18 protein-coding genes are annotated in these 15,024 nt (G+C 65.9%); 3 read left to right on the forward strand and 15 right to left on the reverse strand.

What is annotated here, in order from left to right:
- The first annotated feature begins 33 nt into the window (after positions 1-33).
- On the forward strand, positions 34-222 hold the full coding sequence (locus ATE59_RS07290; RefSeq protein ID WP_058811798.1) for a hypothetical protein: 189 nt from the start codon (positions 34-36) through the stop codon (positions 220-222).
- A gap of 10 nt (positions 223-232) precedes the next feature.
- Here the strand turns inward: ATE59_RS07290 and ATE59_RS07295 are convergent, their stop codons facing one another.
- Genes ATE59_RS07295 through glmU form a run of 7 tightly spaced genes read right to left on the reverse strand, consistent with a single transcriptional unit; the run spans position 233 to position 5,927 of the window.
- A complete protein-coding gene (locus ATE59_RS07295) occupies positions 233-646 on the reverse strand; it encodes a GFA family protein (RefSeq protein ID WP_058811800.1) in 414 nt (137 codons plus the stop codon).
- A complete protein-coding gene (locus ATE59_RS07300; protein WP_082657334.1) occupies positions 643-1,614 on the reverse strand; it encodes a cobaltochelatase CobT-related protein in 972 nt (323 codons plus the stop codon). The genes ATE59_RS07295 and ATE59_RS07300 overlap by 4 nt, the downstream gene beginning before the upstream one ends.
- 3 nt (positions 1,615-1,617) lie before the next feature.
- Complete coding sequence (gene glmS, locus ATE59_RS07310; RefSeq protein ID WP_003050415.1) at positions 1,618-3,441, reverse strand: glutamine--fructose-6-phosphate transaminase (isomerizing); 1,824 nt, start codon at positions 3,439-3,441, stop codon at positions 1,618-1,620.
- 17 nt (positions 3,442-3,458) lie between these two features.
- Complete coding sequence (locus ATE59_RS07315) at positions 3,459-3,839, reverse strand: type II toxin-antitoxin system VapC family toxin (protein ID WP_003050413.1); 381 nt, start codon at positions 3,837-3,839, stop codon at positions 3,459-3,461.
- Complete coding sequence (locus ATE59_RS07320; RefSeq protein WP_058811806.1) at positions 3,836-4,210, reverse strand: ribbon-helix-helix protein, CopG family; 375 nt, start codon at positions 4,208-4,210, stop codon at positions 3,836-3,838. Before ATE59_RS07320 ends, ATE59_RS07315 begins: the two co-directional genes overlap by 4 nt.
- A 38-nt stretch (positions 4,211-4,248) precedes the next feature.
- Complete coding sequence (locus tag ATE59_RS07325; protein WP_058811808.1) at positions 4,249-4,563, reverse strand: hypothetical protein; 315 nt, start codon at positions 4,561-4,563, stop codon at positions 4,249-4,251.
- The gene (gene glmU / locus ATE59_RS07330) at positions 4,560-5,927 is read right to left on the reverse strand and encodes a bifunctional UDP-N-acetylglucosamine diphosphorylase/glucosamine-1-phosphate N-acetyltransferase GlmU (protein WP_058811810.1); all 1,368 of its coding nucleotides are present in this window, start codon (positions 5,925-5,927) and stop codon (positions 4,560-4,562) included. The genes ATE59_RS07325 and glmU overlap by 4 nt, the downstream gene beginning before the upstream one ends.
- Before the next feature lie 48 nt (positions 5,928-5,975).
- On the opposite strand from glmU, the gene ATE59_RS07335 reads away from it, so the two are divergent.
- Positions 5,976-6,638 (forward strand): HAD-IA family hydrolase, encoded by a 663-nt coding sequence (locus tag ATE59_RS07335; protein WP_058811910.1) that lies wholly within the window; start codon positions 5,976-5,978, stop codon positions 6,636-6,638.
- On the opposite strand, the gene ATE59_RS07340 is transcribed toward ATE59_RS07335, so the two are convergent.
- From ATE59_RS07340 to ATE59_RS07375, 8 genes are read right to left on the reverse strand one after another with little or no spacing between them, the layout of a single operon-like run.
- Positions 6,635-7,648 carry a nucleotidyltransferase domain-containing protein gene (locus tag ATE59_RS07340; RefSeq protein WP_058811812.1) on the reverse strand — a complete coding sequence of 338 codons (1,014 nt, stop codon included), beginning with the start codon at positions 7,646-7,648 and terminating at the stop codon, positions 6,635-6,637. The two genes, ATE59_RS07335 and ATE59_RS07340, sit on opposite strands and share 4 nt — an antisense overlap.
- Entirely contained in the window at positions 7,645-8,511 is an 867-nt protein-coding gene (locus ATE59_RS07345; RefSeq protein ID WP_058811814.1) for an HprK-related kinase A, read from the reverse strand. Before ATE59_RS07345 ends, ATE59_RS07340 begins: the two co-directional genes overlap by 4 nt.
- Complete coding sequence (locus ATE59_RS07350) at positions 8,508-8,795, reverse strand: HPr-rel-A system PqqD family peptide chaperone (RefSeq protein WP_058811816.1); 288 nt, start codon at positions 8,793-8,795, stop codon at positions 8,508-8,510. The genes ATE59_RS07345 and ATE59_RS07350 overlap by 4 nt, the downstream gene beginning before the upstream one ends.
- On the reverse strand, positions 8,785-9,234 hold the full coding sequence (locus tag ATE59_RS07355) for a MarR family winged helix-turn-helix transcriptional regulator (protein ID WP_003050400.1): 450 nt from the start codon (positions 9,232-9,234) through the stop codon (positions 8,785-8,787). The genes ATE59_RS07350 and ATE59_RS07355 overlap by 11 nt, the downstream gene beginning before the upstream one ends.
- A gap of 38 nt (positions 9,235-9,272) precedes the next feature.
- Positions 9,273-11,330 (reverse strand): TonB-dependent receptor, encoded by a 2,058-nt coding sequence (locus tag ATE59_RS07360; RefSeq protein WP_058811818.1) that lies wholly within the window; start codon positions 11,328-11,330, stop codon positions 9,273-9,275.
- Positions 11,327-11,959: a maleylacetoacetate isomerase gene (gene maiA / locus ATE59_RS07365; protein ID WP_058811820.1), complete on the reverse strand. Its 633-nt coding sequence runs from the start codon at positions 11,957-11,959 to the stop codon at positions 11,327-11,329. The genes ATE59_RS07360 and maiA overlap by 4 nt, the downstream gene beginning before the upstream one ends.
- Positions 11,960-11,968: 9 nt before the next feature.
- The gene (locus ATE59_RS07370) at positions 11,969-12,994 is read right to left on the reverse strand and encodes an SO2930 family diheme c-type cytochrome (RefSeq protein ID WP_058811822.1); all 1,026 of its coding nucleotides are present in this window, start codon (positions 12,992-12,994) and stop codon (positions 11,969-11,971) included.
- Positions 12,991-14,193: a parallel beta-helix domain-containing protein gene (locus ATE59_RS07375; protein ID WP_058811824.1), complete on the reverse strand. Its 1,203-nt coding sequence runs from the start codon at positions 14,191-14,193 to the stop codon at positions 12,991-12,993. Before ATE59_RS07375 ends, ATE59_RS07370 begins: the two co-directional genes overlap by 4 nt.
- A gap of 111 nt (positions 14,194-14,304) precedes the next feature.
- Between ATE59_RS07375 and ATE59_RS07380 the strand changes: the two genes are divergently transcribed.
- The gene (locus ATE59_RS07380) at positions 14,305-14,835 is read left to right on the forward strand and encodes a DinB family protein (RefSeq protein WP_058811826.1); all 531 of its coding nucleotides are present in this window, start codon (positions 14,305-14,307) and stop codon (positions 14,833-14,835) included.
- Positions 14,836-15,024 lie beyond the last annotated feature (189 nt).

The raw sequence follows: 15,024 nt of genomic DNA on the forward strand, positions 1-15,024 counted from the left end.
CCGATAGAGCGGCCGGGGTCAGGAGACACAGTCATGAAATTCATTACCCTGAAATCGCGCGGCGGCGACTATCTCCTCGTTGCCGAAAATGTCGCCTGGCTTCGCGACTATGAAAATGGCCAGACGCAGGTCGGCATGGTCGGCGGTGCGCCGCTTCTGGTCGCCGGCAAGATCGACGACATTGCGGCATCGATCCTGGCGCAAGCGAACGCGGCGGAGTGAACCGCCGGCCTCAAGGCATCACCGCCGCGTCGCGCGCATAGCCCCACGGCCCCTCACCCGACCAGCCGCGCCCGTCGGGAAAGACGAGCTTCAACCCGCTGAGCCGGTCGGGCGCGAACAGCCGCATGTTGACCCCCATCAGATCGACCGCGCCGCCCATCCGCTCGATCAGCCCCGCGGTCGCCGACCAATGCGTCGAACAGCCGCAGGTCGCACAGAAATGCAGATCCGAATTGGGGTTCGCCCGGTCGGCGCGATTATAGGTCCGCGTTTCGCCCTCGATCGTGACGTCCTTCGGCGAATAATAGGCCCAGAGGATACCATGCGATAAGCAGAGCGAGCAATTGCACTCGGCCACCTCCTCGGGCGCCTTGGCAAGCCGTACCGAAACGGCGCCGCAGTGGCAGGTGGTGTTCCAGGTCATTTCGGGCTTTCCCCTATTCTTATCAGTTCCAGCCCTGCATTGACCAACCCGGCCGCATCGGTCGCTTCGCGCGAGACAGGATAAAATTCGGATACATGGTAGCCTGCACCGATCGCCGGCAACTCCAGTTCGTTCGTGTGCAATAGCGCGTCTCGCACGGCCAGAAAGTGGCGATGCAGGTAGGAAGCACCATTTTCGAGAAGCGTTGCATCATCTACCGGCGCACCATCGCTGACGACCAACAGGATGCGGCGTTGCTCGCACCGCCCCTTCAGATAGTCGGCGCCCCATTGCAGCGATTCCCCGTCAACATTCTCCCGCAGAATGTCCGGATTTAACATCTGCCTCCACGCATTATCGTCTGGCCCGGTGTCGTCGAACGCCTGATATATGACGTGAAGTAGCGCGCATAGTCGTCCAGGTCGCTTGGGCCGCCCAGCGCGCAACCATTTGTTCCGCGCGAAACCTCCGTGCCACCCGGCAGTCGTATAACCTGCAACCCCGACACTGGCGCCTCGCCGCCGCAATTCTTCGGACAGCTTCCGTGCGCCGGCGGCGACCCATGCCATAGGCTGACCGCGCATGGACCCCGACTGATCGATCATCAGCAAAACTGCCGCGCCCTGAAACTCAACAGCCTCCGACCCCATGAGCGGAGAAGGATCGCTCAATCTGCGATAAATATTTTCGGCGTTCTCGATTTGAGCGCGCCATTCTCGATCGTCGACATCGAGATAACCTTTGTCGCGATCGGGACTCCCTTCATACAGTGCGGCGGGAAGGTCCGCGGCGGTCAAAACAAGATCATATTCCCGAGTGTATATGCGATAGGCTTCATTAGTCGGAGTATCTGCAACTGGACGCCTGCCACGACGGCGTATCATGATGCCTGCCACGGCGACCACAAATATCGCGGCCAGCGCGAGGCTGAGGACGACGGGTAACAAACCCGCAGGCTCAGCAGTCATAGGTCACTCCACCGTCACCGACTTCGCCAGATTGCGCGGCTGGTCGACGTCCGTGCCCTTCGCCACTGCCACATGGTACGCCAGCAGTTGCACCGGCACCGCATAGACGAGCGGCGCGATCAGCGGGTGGACCTTGGGCATTTCGATCGTCGCCATGCAGCCATCGCCGGCTTCGGCGAGGCCTTCCGCGTCCGAAATCAGCACGACCTTGCCGCCGCGCGCCATCACTTCCTGCATGTTGCTGACGGTCTTTTCGAAGAGCGGCCCGCTGGGCGCGAGGACGATCACCGGGACCGCCTCGTCGATCAGCGCGATCGGGCCGTGCTTCATCTCGCCCGAGGCATAGCCTTCGGCGTGGATGTAACTGATTTCCTTGAGCTTCAGCGCGCCTTCGAGCGCCAGCGGATAGTCGGGGCCGCGCCCCAGATAGAGGACGTCGCGCGCCGGGGCGATCAGATGCGCCATCGCGGCAATTTCCTCGTCATGCGCGAGCGCGGCGTTCAATGCGGCGGGCGCTTCGATCAGATGCTTGACGATCTCGCGCTCGTCACCCTCGGTCAACTTGCCCTTCTTGAGCGCGAGGTGCGCGGCGAGCGCCGCGAGCACCGCGAGCTGACAGGTGAAGGCCTTGGTCGACGCGACACCGATTTCCGGCCCCGCATGCGTCGGGAGCAACAGGTCGGCCTCGCGCGCCATGCTGCTCGTCGGTACGTTTACGACGACCGCGATCGTCTGGTCGTTCGCCTTGCAATGGCGCAGCGCGGCGAGCGTGTCGGCGGTCTCGCCCGACTGCGAGATGAAGAGCGCGAGCCCGCCCGGTTGCAACACCGGATCGCGGTAGCGGAACTCGCTCGCGACATCGATGTCGACCGGAACGCGCGCAAAGGTCTCGAACCAATATTTGGCGACCATGCCGGCATAATAGCTGGTGCCGCACGCGACGATGGTGATGCGGTCGATCGCCGACAGGTCGAAATCCATCTGCGGCAGCGCCACCGTCTGTTCGAGCGGACGGATGTAGGAGGAGAGCGTCTGCGCGACGACGGTCGGCTGCTCGAAAATTTCCTTCTGCATGAAGTGGCGGTAATTGCCCTTCTCGACCGCCGCGGCGGTGACGCCCGAGGTCGTGATCTCGCGCGTCACCGGATTGTTGTCGGCGTCGTGGATCTGCGCGCCGTCCTTCGTGATGACGACCCAGTCGCCCTCTTCGAGGTAGGAAATCTTCTGCGTCAGCGGCGCAAGCGCGAGCGCATCGGAGCCAAGATAGGTCTCGCCCTCGCCATAGCCGACGACGAGCGGCGAGCCGAGGCGCGCACCGATCAGCAAATCGGGATGCTGGCGAAAGGCGATGGCGAGCGCAAAGGCGCCGCGAAGCTGCGGCAGCACCGCCTGCACCGCCTCCTGCGGCGATTTGCCCGCCTCGACCTGTTCCGAAACGAGGTGCGCGACGACTTCGGTGTCGGTTTCGCTTTCGAACACGCGGCCGCGCGCCTGCAACGCCTCGCGCAGCGGCTTGAAATTCTCGATGATCCCGTTGTGGACGAGCGCCACTTCCTGCGTCGCGTGCGGATGCGCGTTGCTCGTCGTCGGGGCGCCGTGCGTCGCCCAGCGCGTGTGCGCGATCCCGACGGTGCCGGGCGCCGGATGGCCGGCGAGTTCCTTGACGAGATTATTGAGCTTGCCCTCGGCGCGGCGGCGGATCAGCTGGCCGTCCTCGACCGTGCAAACGCCCGCCGAGTCATAGCCGCGATATTCCATGCGCCTCAGCCCGTCGACGAGGCGATCCGCCACCTGGGCCTGGCCGATAATTCCGATGATTCCGCACATGGGGGCTAAGCTTTCTTCTAGAGCGTGTAAGGAACGCGGATGCCCGGCATCGCCGCCGGAAAATCCTTGATGTTTCGGGTCACGAGGACGCGCCCCCTGATCTGGGCCGTCGCAAGTATGATGGCATCGGGCGATTTCAACCGCGGCCGATCGCGGCGGAGCGCCGCGGCGCGCTGGGCGATCTCTTCGTCGATTTCATCAAGCCCGAAGTGCGAGAGGAACGCGGTCGCCTCGCGGACGATGGCGTCATGTCCTTTCGACAGCACTTCGATCCACGCCATGCGGCTGATCCACGGTCGCGAACCATGGCTTACCGCACGTTGAATCTCCGCGCGGGCGGGCGGGTAGCCCGCGAGCGCATCGATCACGATATTGGCGTCGAAAGCATAACCGCTCACGGCCGGGGCGGTGCCTTGGGCGCAGGATATTTGCCTGCAAGCATATCGAGATAGAGCTGGCGCTGCCGATCATCCTCGGCATCGAACAGGTCGGGAGATTCGGCTCGAACCTCCTCATAATCATCGTCCCACGGGCGCGTCCATTCCGCGCGCCGGCGCCGGGCATAATCGGCCGGATCCTCTGCCAGACCATGCCTGGCCCAAAGGCCGAAGCCCTGATCGATCCAGTCGCCACCCTCTAGCGAGGGCTGCGCATTATAGGCCGCCACCGCCTCGCGCAGTACGGCCGCGCGACTTTTGCCCTGCTCGCGCGCGATGCGGTCAAGGCGCTCGATATCCTCGTCGGGCAGGTCGGCAAGTATCCGCGTCATTGATATACTGATATCATATCATGATATCATGTCAATCCTCACGCGCGCCCGAAATTGCGGTCAACGAAGGTCATCGCGAATTGCACCGGATCGGCGGGGCGGCCGTGCGCGGCGGCGAATTTGACGCGGCCGTCGTCCCATATCTTGCGGATCTGCGCCGAAAGGTCGGGCGCGAATTTCATCTGCTGCGCGACCATCTCCTGCCAGCTTCCGGCAAGGCCCAGGCTGTGGCGCAGCGTCGGCTCCATCGCGGCGCAATAGGCGCGCGTCGCCTCGTCGAGATGCCCGATCGCGTCGAGCACCCAGGCGTCGACATAGCGCAGGAAGGGCTTGTCCTCGTACCGGTCGCTCATGCCTTTTTCTCCGCCGCCTTCTTCTTGCGCATCGCATCGTGGAAGCGGTCGGCCCAGCCGGGCTTCACCGACTGTTCGGCGCGGACGAGGCGCAGTTCGCCATCCATCACGTCGCGCGTCACCGTACTGCCCGCCCCGACGATCGCGTCGGCGCCGATCTTCACCGGCGCGACCAGCGCGCTGTTCGACCCGATGAAGGCGCGTTCGCCGATTACCGTCTGATATTTGAAATAGCCGTCATAGTTGCAGGTGATCGTGCCCGCGCCGATGTTCGCGCCCGCCCCGACCGTCGCATCGCCGATATAGCTGAGGTGGTTCGCCTTGGCGCCCTTGCCGAGCACCGCCTTCTTCACCTCGACGAAATTGCCGACCTTGGCCTTGTCTTCCAGCACCGCGCCGGGCCGCAGCCGGGCATAGGGGCCAACCTCGCACCCCGCACCGATGCTCGCGCCCTCGATATGGCTGAAGGCGCGGATCGTCGCGCCGTCGGCGACGCGGACGCCGGGGCCGAAGACGACATTGGGCTCGACCGTCACGTCGCGGCCGATTTCGGTGTCCCAACTGAACCAGACCGTTTCGGGCGCCCGCAGCGACGCGCCGCCCGCCATCGCCTCCTCGCGCTTGAACGCCTGCCACTGCGCCTCGGCGGCAGCAAGTTCGGCGCGGCTGTTGATTCCGGCCACTTCGGCGGCGCTGGTTTCGATCACCCGAACGCGTTTGCCTTCGCCGATTGCCCCCGTTGCGACATCGGGCAGATAATATTCGCCCTGCGCATTGTCGTTGCCCACGGCTTCGAGCAGGCGCCACATATCGGCGGCGTTCGCGACGATGACCCCCGAATTGCAAAGATCAACCGCGCGTTCGGCATCGCTGGCGTCCTTATATTCGACCATCTTGCGAACCGTGCCGTCGGCATCGGCGATGATCCGGCCATAGGCGGCGGCATCGGTCGGACGGAAACCCAGCACCGCAACGGCGGCGCCTTCATCGAGTGCACCGCACAGACGCAGCACGGTCGCTGCGGTCAACATCGGACAATCGCCGAAACAGACGAGGACGATCCCGTCGAAACCCGCCAGCGAATCCTTTGCCTGCAAGGCGGCATGCGCGGTGCCGAGCTGCGGCTCCTGCACCGCGACGACCGCGCCAGTGCCGGCGAGCGCCGCTTCGACCTGTTCGCGCTTGTCGCCCACGACAACCACCGTCGCGGCGGGCGCCAGCCCCGCCAGCCCGCCCAGCAAATGCATCAGCATCGGCCGCCCCGCGATGGGGTGCAGCACCTTGTGGAGATCGGACTTCATGCGGGTGCCCTTGCCTGCGGCAAGGATGACGGCGGCGATGGAATTGCTCATGCCGCGTGCCATGCCAGCAAATCATTGCGGATTCCAGAGCGAGCGGCCATGCGGACCGGCATGAACGATTTTCCCTTCCGCATCGTCGGCTTCGACCTCGACGGCACGTTGATCGATACTGCGGGCGACCTCACCGCGGCGGTGAACTATGCGCTGGCGCGGATCGACCGCGCACCGCTGGCAGTCGAACGCATCAAGCCGATGATCGGCCTCGGCGCGCGTCACACGCTCGAACAGGGGCTGATCGCGACCGGTGGCGTTCCGGACGAAGATTTCGATCGCTTGCTCGGCGAGCTGCTTGCCTATTACGAAGCGCATATCGCGGTCGAGAGCCGCCCCTACCCCGGCCTGATCGCGGCGCTCGACGCGCTGGAGGCGCGCGGGGTGCGCTGCGCGGTGGCGACCAACAAGGCCGAACATATGGCGCGCAAGCTGCTCGGCGAACTGGGTTTGGCCGAGCGCATGGCGGCGATCGTCGGCGGCGATACGCTTGGCGTGCGCAAACCCGCACCCGAACCGGTGCTGGCGATGATCGAGCGGAGCGGCGGCGGACGGGCCGTCTTCGTCGGCGATTCAATCTATGACGTCATGGCGGCGCGCGCCGCCGGCGTGCCCAGCGTCGCGGTGCGTTTCGGCTTTCTCGATCGCCCCGCCGAAGCCTTGGGCGCCGACCATCTGATCGGCCATTATGACGAGCTTCTGCCGCTGCTTGCGGGACTCTAGCCCTTCCGCCATTTCGTCCAAAGGTGCTTCGCCAGCATCACCGGCGGCATGCGCAGCCAGTGCGAGCGGATGTAGAAAGCCTGTTGCAACGCGAAATGCATGGGTCGCCCCCAATCATCGCGCGCCAGCAGGCGGCGAACGAACCAGCCATCGCCCGCCGCGTTCCGGTTCCAGCCGGGCGGCAGCGCCGCACCGTAAAGATCGCGCGCCAACCGGGCGGCGCGCTGCACCGGCGCGCGCAGGCCATGAAGCGCGGCGCGCGCATCGAGCTCGCCCCAGAAGCCCGCATCGGCGGCCGCGAAATCGCGCGTCAGGCAATGGAAATCCCACAGATTGCGCAGGCCGCCCTGCAAGTCGCCGTCGGCGAGCAGGTGCGCGGCGCAGTGGCACGCCATGTCGGTCGGAAACAGCACGGCAAAACCGCCATCGGCCACGACCGCATCGCCGATCATCGCCAGCGCGTCGGGCGTGACGCGGTGCGTGCGCGGCAATATCGTGTGGTGGACATCGATCATCCGGTCGCGCGCCTTGTGGATCAGCGGCGGCAGCTCGTGCATATGTTCGCGATAATAGGCGTCGTCATAGGGATCGGGCTTCACCCATTCCCATCCAGCCTCGATCAGCTCCTTTTCGGCACGGCCAAGGTCGTGCCAGCCGACCAATATGTCGAGGTCGCCGATCTGGCGCCCCTCGGCGCACGACAGGCCCGCCGCCGCATAAGCGGTGCCTTTCAGCAGCACGAACGCGACCCCTTCGGGCGCGAGCGCGCGGCGCGCCATCTCGGCCTCCCACAGCGCCTGCGCCCGCGCGACCGCGGCGGCGGCGCGCTGGTCGGCGAACAGCGCCGCGACGGGCGGCGGCAGCGCCGCGTCCGCAAGCCGGTGCGCGAGCGTCGCGAGCAGCGCCTCGGCGCGCGCGGCGCCGATCACCCCGTCCCAGTCGCGCGGCGCAAGGCCGTCCGCATCGCGCCGCCCCGCGAGCAGATCGACCAGCGTGCGCACCGCGCTCATCGCACTGCCTCCGCCCATAGCTGCTCGACCAGCGCCATGCCGGCCGCGCTGTCGGGATAGCTGATGCCGAAGGCGGGGGTTTCGCGCACCAGCCGCGTCAGCGCAGCAAAGCCTGCTTCGCCCAGCGCGACATAGTTGGTCGATGCTTCGGTCAGGCGGACGAACACTTCGCCCGGCGCCATCGGTTCGATCGCCGCCGCGCCGCCGAAGCGCGGAAACAGGATCAGCGCGGGGCGGGCCGGTTCGTGCATCGCGGCGATCGCGTCGGCGCGCGGGATCAGATGGCGGATATCGCCCTTCGGCGTTCCGGCGAGCAGCGGGCCGAGCCGCGCGGGGTCGACGCGCGCCGCCATTTCGGCGATCGCCGCATTCTTCAGGCTGACCGCTCGCGGAAAGCCCAGCGCATCGCCGCTCGCGGGCTCGATCAGCGTGAATTCGTCGCCCATCAGCCGCCACGCGCCTTCGCCGAGCAGCGCCGCAAGCGTCGATTTCCCTGATCCCGATTCGCCCGACAGAATCACCGCGCGCCCGTCGCGTGCCACCGCGCTCGCGTGGAGCAGCATGTGCCGCCGCCAGCCGAGCGCGACCTGCAAATTCATCCCCATTTCGGCCGCCAGCAGACCCATCGACAGCGGCAGCGGCAGCGCATCCGGAACGATAAAATCGCCGCCGATATGCACCGACGGGCGCAGCCAGCGGCGCCACGGGCGCGCGGCGAACAGCCGCACCGTCGCATCGGCGGGGCGCGCCAAGTCCTTTGGATAGCCCGCATAGAGGCGATCGAGCGCGTCGATCGGCGCGCGCCAGTCGCTGCCGATGCGAAACTGGACCGGCCCCACCGCAATGCGCGTGCTGTGCCTCACGCCGCCGCCACCAAGCCCAGCGCCGCAAGCTCGGCGAGCCGCTCGCGCAAGACCGCCGCGACGTCGTCGCCGCCCGCGTCCGCCAGGTCGAACATGGCGGCGAGCCGCTCCGCCAGCATCGCTGCGTCGCAGGGCGTATCGCCCATCGCGGCAATTATTTCGGGCATCGGCGCGACGACCAGATGCGTCTGCATCGATCGCCGGTCGAAGATCGCGGTCAGGTCGCCAAGCGGCTCGATACGCAGCGCGCCGGCTGCGGGGGCACGATAAAGCCTATCCGCCATAATCTTCCGCGGCGCTCGTCAGCTTGGCGAGGATCGCCATCAGCGCGGCGCGCTCGCCCGCGTCCAGCGCCGCCTCCAGCTTCGCCTCGCTCGCGAGCGCGGCCGGCACGATCGCGTCATAGAGCGAGCGCCCCGCCGCGGTCAGTTCCAGATGGTGCGAACGTCCGTCGGCCTCGTGCGCCTGGCGCGCGATAAGCTGGCGGTCGGCCAGTGCCTTGGCGGCGCGATTGACCGTCACCTTGTCCATTCGCGTTGCGGCGACCAGTTCGCGCTGGGTCAGCGGTCGCCCTTCGCCGAGCACCGCCATCAGCCGCCATTCGGGGATCTTCAGGCCGAAGCGACTCTGATATTCGGCGGCAATCCGGCTCGATACCGCGTTCGACGCGATCGACAGCCGATAGGGCAGAAATTCGCCGAGATTGAGTGTCTTCGCCGCCATGCCCCTATCCTTATCGCCTCTGCGCCGCCTGTGAAATATTATAGCGCCAAACCGACGCCGACCCATATCGATCGCGGCTGTGCCCGCTCGACGATACCGGATGCGCTGATCGCCGCAGGTACAAGCGCATCGAAGATATTGTCTGCCTGAACAAAGGCGGAGAGCTTCTTTCCAAGATCGACGCTCAGCCCCGTATCGACGGTGAAGGCATCCCCAAGTCGCTGACGACCGAGATCGTCTTCATTCTGCGCTCCGATATAGCGCAGCCGCGTCGTCAATGTGGCGTCACCGTTCCTGTACCGCAATCCGGCGTACCCATTATGCCGGGCGACCTGCGCCGGGCGGCGGCCATCGAGCGCGGCGGCAACGCCGCTCGCTCGCACATGCGCATCGACGAAAGTGTAACGCAGATCGATATCGAGACCCTTTGCGATCGTCATCGTTTGGCTGATTTCAATTCCCTTGCTCACCAGCGCGTCCAGATTCTGTCGCTGGGCGTAGCTTGCACCCGCCGCAACAAAGCCGACGCCGGGGAAGGTTCCGGGGCCTTGCCCCAGCGTGACGTTGGCGATCGCATTATCCAACCGGCTGACAAACAAGGTCAGCCGGGGAAAATTGTGATAGCGAAAGCTGAGTTCGCCGCCCCGCAGTCGTTCGGGATCGAGGTTCGCATTCGCCGCAGTCGCGTCAGCACCCACCCGGAACGGGCGATAGAGTTCATTAAGGGTCGGCAAGCGCCAGCCGCTATATGCAGCGGCGCGAAGATCGAAATCACCACTTCGCCAGCGAACGCCGGCGCGTGCGCCGGTTTCCCACCCCGACCGTACGGCGAAATGTTCGTTGGTGCGCAGGCTACCATCGGCGTTGCGTTCGATCAGTTGTCCCGCCCCAAGTCGCCAGTGATCGACGCGCGCGCCAATGGTCCAGGATAATTTGTCGCCGCTCGTCCATTCAGCGAAGCCACCGACGATGTTCGCTGACCCACCTGCGAGGCGGTTGCGCCCCGGAACGAGCCCGGTGAAGAAGAAATCTTCGCGCGTCTCTCCCTCGGTTCGCCGCCAGTCCAAACCGATACGCAACGGGTTGTTCCCGCGCAGCGGTGGCCGCAGTTCCAGGCGCGCGCCAAGGCCGGTTGCTGGAACGCGTTGATTCAATGCCGGGGCCACGCTGTTGCGGTCGGCCGAGACACTCGCAAACCCGCTCTGGAAGTCGCGAAGCTGGATGTAGGCGAGCGCGATCGCCTGCCAACCGTTATTTGGTGTCGGATCGAGGATATAGCGAATGCTCGCATCGACCCCGTCGATCCTGCTGGCGGAAAAGTCCGTGCCGCGGTCGCGGCGGTCGAAAAAGCCGCGGACGCTTACTTCGACCTTGCCGTCGCTGCCCGCGTCGAGACGGGCGCGGAGGCCGCCTCCGCCTTGCCGATAGGCCGCCGGGCGATCGACATTGCCGCGCTGCCCGGCGAGGACCGGCGTGAATCCGTCGCTACGCATGTAGCGCGCATCAAGCGCCACCTCACCGCCCGTCAGCTCCGCGCCCAGACTTCCCGCCATGTCGATACTGTCGAACGAGCCGTATGACACGCTGGACGTCACACCCTCGCCAATGTCCGACGACAAGGCGATGTGCCCGGCAAGCGCCCCCTGTTCGTCGACGCTGGCGCCGGGAATGACGCGGTATCCGCGAAGATTGACGGTGTCGAAACTCGTCCACGCCACCCACCCGCCAAACGGATCGGCCTGCGGAACGCCGTCGAGCGTCACGACCGCGCGGCTGGATGCGGTGCCGCCTAAACCCCGCAACGTCACGCCTTGGCTGGTCGGATGCGCGCTGCGGCTGTCGCTGCGCCGGAACTGCGCCACGCCGCCGCGATCGCGCACATCATTCTCCACCCGCAATCCCGCGCCCGAAGGAACGCCCAGATACAGCGAGCTAGCTACGACAAGATCGCCCTCCGACGGCGCCAGTTCGCCCCCTCCGGTCACAACGATTTCCTCGAAGCCGGGATGATATAGCATGATCGGTCGCTCATCGGCGGGCACAGGCTCGGCGACAGGATTGCTCGCGATGGCAGCAAACAGCAGCGGCAGCATCATCCCGCCTTGACGCTGTCCGGATGCGCGCGCCGGAACGCCTCATGCTCCATGCACGCTGCGTCGATTTCCATGAGGCGCGGATAATGATCCAGCGGCACCTCGAACCGGCGCGCATTGTACATCTGCGGCACCAGACAGCAGTCGGCGATCCCCGGTTCGTCGCCGCCGAGATAGGGGCCGTCGCCGGCCATCGCCTCCAGCGCGTCGAAGCCCTGCAATATCCATTCGGCGATCCAGCGGTCCTTGGTCTGCTCGTTGAGCCCCAGGTCGCGGGTCAGATATTTGAGCACGCGCAGATTGTTGAGCGGGTGGATATCGCACGCGACGACATAGGCCTGCGCCAGCGCCACCGCGCGCGCCATCGGATCGTCGGGGATCAGCCGCGGGTCGGGGTGCGCGCGGTCGAGCCAGTCGATGATCGCAAGGCTCTGGATGATCGGCTCGCCGTCGGCGACGAGCATCGGCACGAAGCCCTGCGCATTTTGCGCAAGATAGGCGTCGCTCTTCTGCTCGCCAGCGATCAGGCTGACCTCGACGCGCTCATAATCGAGGCCTTTGAGGTTCAGCGCGATGCGAACGCGAAAGCTGGCCGACGAGCGGAAATAATCATGGAGGACGAGAGCGGTCATCGGGCCAGCCTAATGCGCGTCTTTGGGCATCGCCGCAATCCATTCCCGCAACAGCGCCGCGCCTTCCTTGTGAACCGTCGAGCGGCCAAGTTCGGGCATCGCGATGCCGGGATCGAGGCTTTCGAGGCGGTAGATCAGGAAGCTGTGGTCGGGATCTCCCGGCTGGATCGCGAAATCCATGCCGCCGCTGCCGCGCCCGGCGGCGGTGGGACGCTTGCCGATGCCGTAATTGACCCCGACCGGGTCGGTCCAGCGCAGGAACAGCCCGCTGTTCGACGCGCTGCCCTCGGGATTGTGGCAATGCGCGCAATTGGCCTCGAGATAGGCGCGCGCGCGGTCCTGCAACGTGCCGCTCGCCGGATCGTCCCAGCGCGGCATCACCGGTTTCAGCGCGGCGGGGTTGGTGAAATAGAGCGCGCGCGTGTCGGCGCCGACCGTATCCGCCAGCACCATGTTGCGCGCCTTGGGGCCGATGGGGACGATTGTGCCCGCGCGGCTGTGGCATTCCTTGCACTGGTTGCGGTTGGGCACGCCATATTGGATCGCATGCGCCGTCCCGTCGGGGCTTTTGAACGCCACCGGCACGCGCCGCCCCGCGATGGCCAGCGAGGCGTCCCTGCCGTCGGCATCCCAGATATAGGGCAGCGCCACCCAGCCGCTCGCGCGGTGGATCAGCAGCCGCGTCTCGACCGGACGCCCGTCGTTGAAGTCGGGCCAGCCGAAGCTTTTGACGATCACCGTGCCGACCGGAAAATCGACCGTGCCGTCCGCCAGCACCGTCGCCCGCTTGCCCGCCGGGATCGACACGAACCGGTGCTTTTCGGCATAGTCGCTGAACAGGGGCGTGCGCAGCGTATAGGCAAAGCTCGCGACCGGCCGCGCCGGATCATTGCCCGCGAACAGGCCGAAGGCGGAAAGCTTCGCGGGCATCGCGCTGCCCTCGATCAAGGCCTGATCGACCGCGGCCGGCGCCGCCCCGCCCCCCGCGCTGGCGCAGAGCAGCGCCGCGATCAGCGCGGCGGCGATACGCTTCACTGGACTTTGGCCTCCATGCCCTCCGGCAGCACGATCGCGGGCAGCGCGGGCGGCGGCGTGCCGCCCAGCTTGACCGGCACCGGCTTCGCTTCGCTCTGCGGCGTCGTCACGTCGGGCAGACCGAGCGACAATATGCCGACATCGTCGAGGACGATCGCGTCGCCTGCGCCGTCCCACAGCACCGGCGGGATCGCCCCGCCCATCGCGGCCGCAATCTCGGCCCCGCCCGGAAAGGCCGGCGCGAAGCCGGCCTTGCCATGCGCATTGTCGCGCACGACGATCTGGCGCGGCAGCGGCTGATATTTGGGGTCTTTCTGGTCGTAGCGATAGCCGACGATCATCACATTGGCGGTGCCATTGTCCTCGAACACATTGTCGAAAACCTCGACATTGCGGTTCGCCATCACCAGCACCCCGGTCCCCGTCGGCACGCTGGCGACGATATTGCCCTTCGGCGCGAAATTGGGCGTGCTGTTGTCGCTGACGACATTGTCGAAGACGCGGACATTATGCCCGCCCTGCTGCGGCAGATTGGGCAGGTCGAACACCAGTATCCCGCCGGTATTCTTGGTCGCGATATTGTCGTGCACATCGGCGTCGAAACAGTTTTCGATCTCGATCCCGGCGACATTTTCGGTCGCGATCGAATCGCGCACGACGATGTTGCGCGACTGGCCGACATAGATGCCGGCGTCCGATGCGCCGCGCACATAGACGCTGTCGATCAGCACATCCTGGCTTTCGACCGGATAGATGCCATAGGCGCCGTTGGTTTCCTTCGGCCCCGCGGTCCATTCGACGCGCAGTTCGTTATAGACGATGCGGTCGGCGCCTTTCGACTTGATGCCGTCGCCGCGCGTGTTGAGCACCGCGAAATTGGCGAGCAGCACATCGTCGGAAGTGACGAGCAGCCCCTCGCCCGCCCCCTGCTGTCCCGAAAAGTCCAGGATCGATCCGCCCTCGCCCGTCCCCGCGCCGCGCAGCGTGACATTGTCGACGTCGAGCGACAGCCCGTCGGTCAGCGTCCAGGTGCCCGCGCCCAGCTGCACGACATCGCCGGGTTCGGCGAGGATCAGCGCCTCCTGCAATTTCTCGTTGGCGTCGGCGCCCTCGGCCGAGACATTGATCGTCTTGGCCGCGGCCGGACTGGCGGCGACCGCAACCATCGCGGCGGCCAGCGACAGGACATGGAATCGCATTGCACACTCTCCCTTGTTTTGCCTGAGCATGCGGCAAGACTTGACGGATGCCAAGCGGCTTGCTGACAAGCATGTCATTGGCGCGGCGGCGCGCGCGCGGGAGACAGACCGATGATCGACAATCGCTTCGTGCAGATGATGGCGCGCTACAACGGGTGGCAGAACCGCGCCGCCTATGCCGCCGCCGACACGCTGACCGATGCCGAGCGACGGTTGGATCGCGGCGCCTTTTTCGGGTCGATCCACGCGACGCTCTCGCACCTTTTGTGGGCCGACCGCATCTGGCTGTCGCGCGTCGACCGCTGCCCGCCGCCCGATTGTCCGGGCAAGGAAAGCGGCGGCTTCGTCGCCGACTGGGACGATCTGAAGGCGCAGCGCACCGCGATGGACACGCTCATCGTCGCCTGGGCCGACGCGATGGCGCCAGGCGCCGTTGCCGGCAATCTCGACTGGTACAGCGGCGCCGCGGGCCGGAACGTCTCCGCCCCGCTCGGCATCGTGCTGCCGCATATCTTCAACCACCAGACGCACCACCGTGGTCAGGTCCACGCAATGCTGACCGCCGCCGGGTGCCGCACCGAAGACACCGACCTCTTCCTGATGCCGCCCGCCGACTGGCTGGGCTTCGATCCCCGAAGCTAGGCCCGGGAGACTCGGCCGCGCGGACAAATTCCAACGCCGCGGGAGCTGCAGATAACCGTCATTTTGTTCGGAAAGCTTCCTTTCCGGACACGACCGATTGCGGTCGATCCAATCGTCGCATAACAATGTAGCCCGATGAACTGGAACGAAATAGCAATCTTGGCCGCAGCGCTAGTGGTCAGCATGATC

Origin of the sequence: Sphingopyxis sp. A083 (assembly GCF_001468495.1) — a bacterium.
GTDB lineage: Bacteria > Pseudomonadota > Alphaproteobacteria > Sphingomonadales > Sphingomonadaceae > Sphingopyxis > Sphingopyxis terrae.

Excerpts from the sequence above, each read along its gene's own strand:
- ATE59_RS07290 (WP_058811798.1), top strand. The coding sequence starts at position 34 with ATGAAATTCATTACCCTGAAATCGCGCGGCGGCGACTATCTCCTCGTT.
- ATE59_RS07295 (WP_058811800.1), bottom strand. The coding sequence starts at position 646 with ATGACCTGGAACACCACCTGCCACTGCGGCGCCGTTTCGGTACGGCTT.
- ATE59_RS07300 (WP_082657334.1), bottom strand. The coding sequence starts at position 1,614 with ATGACTGCTGAGCCTGCGGGTTTGTTACCCGTCGTCCTCAGCCTCGCG.
- glmS (WP_003050415.1), bottom strand. The coding sequence starts at position 3,441 with ATGTGCGGAATCATCGGAATTATCGGCCAGGCCCAGGTGGCGGATCGC.
- ATE59_RS07320 (WP_058811806.1), bottom strand. The coding sequence starts at position 4,210 with ATGACGCGGATACTTGCCGACCTGCCCGACGAGGATATCGAGCGCCTT.
- ATE59_RS07325 (WP_058811808.1), bottom strand. The coding sequence starts at position 4,563 with ATGAGCGACCGGTACGAGGACAAGCCCTTCCTGCGCTATGTCGACGCC.
- glmU (WP_058811810.1), bottom strand. The coding sequence starts at position 5,927 with ATGGCACGCGGCATGAGCAATTCCATCGCCGCCGTCATCCTTGCCGCA.
- ATE59_RS07335 (WP_058811910.1), top strand. The coding sequence starts at position 5,976 with ATGAACGATTTTCCCTTCCGCATCGTCGGCTTCGACCTCGACGGCACG.
- ATE59_RS07340 (WP_058811812.1), bottom strand. The coding sequence starts at position 7,648 with ATGAGCGCGGTGCGCACGCTGGTCGATCTGCTCGCGGGGCGGCGCGAT.
- ATE59_RS07350 (WP_058811816.1), bottom strand. The coding sequence starts at position 8,795 with ATGGCGGATAGGCTTTATCGTGCCCCCGCAGCCGGCGCGCTGCGTATC.
- ATE59_RS07355 (WP_003050400.1), bottom strand. The coding sequence starts at position 9,234 with ATGGCGGCGAAGACACTCAATCTCGGCGAATTTCTGCCCTATCGGCTG.
- ATE59_RS07360 (WP_058811818.1), bottom strand. The coding sequence starts at position 11,330 with ATGATGCTGCCGCTGCTGTTTGCTGCCATCGCGAGCAATCCTGTCGCC.
- maiA (WP_058811820.1), bottom strand. The coding sequence starts at position 11,959 with ATGACCGCTCTCGTCCTCCATGATTATTTCCGCTCGTCGGCCAGCTTT.
- ATE59_RS07375 (WP_058811824.1), bottom strand. The coding sequence starts at position 14,193 with ATGCGATTCCATGTCCTGTCGCTGGCCGCCGCGATGGTTGCGGTCGCC.
- ATE59_RS07380 (WP_058811826.1), top strand. The coding sequence starts at position 14,305 with ATGATCGACAATCGCTTCGTGCAGATGATGGCGCGCTACAACGGGTGG.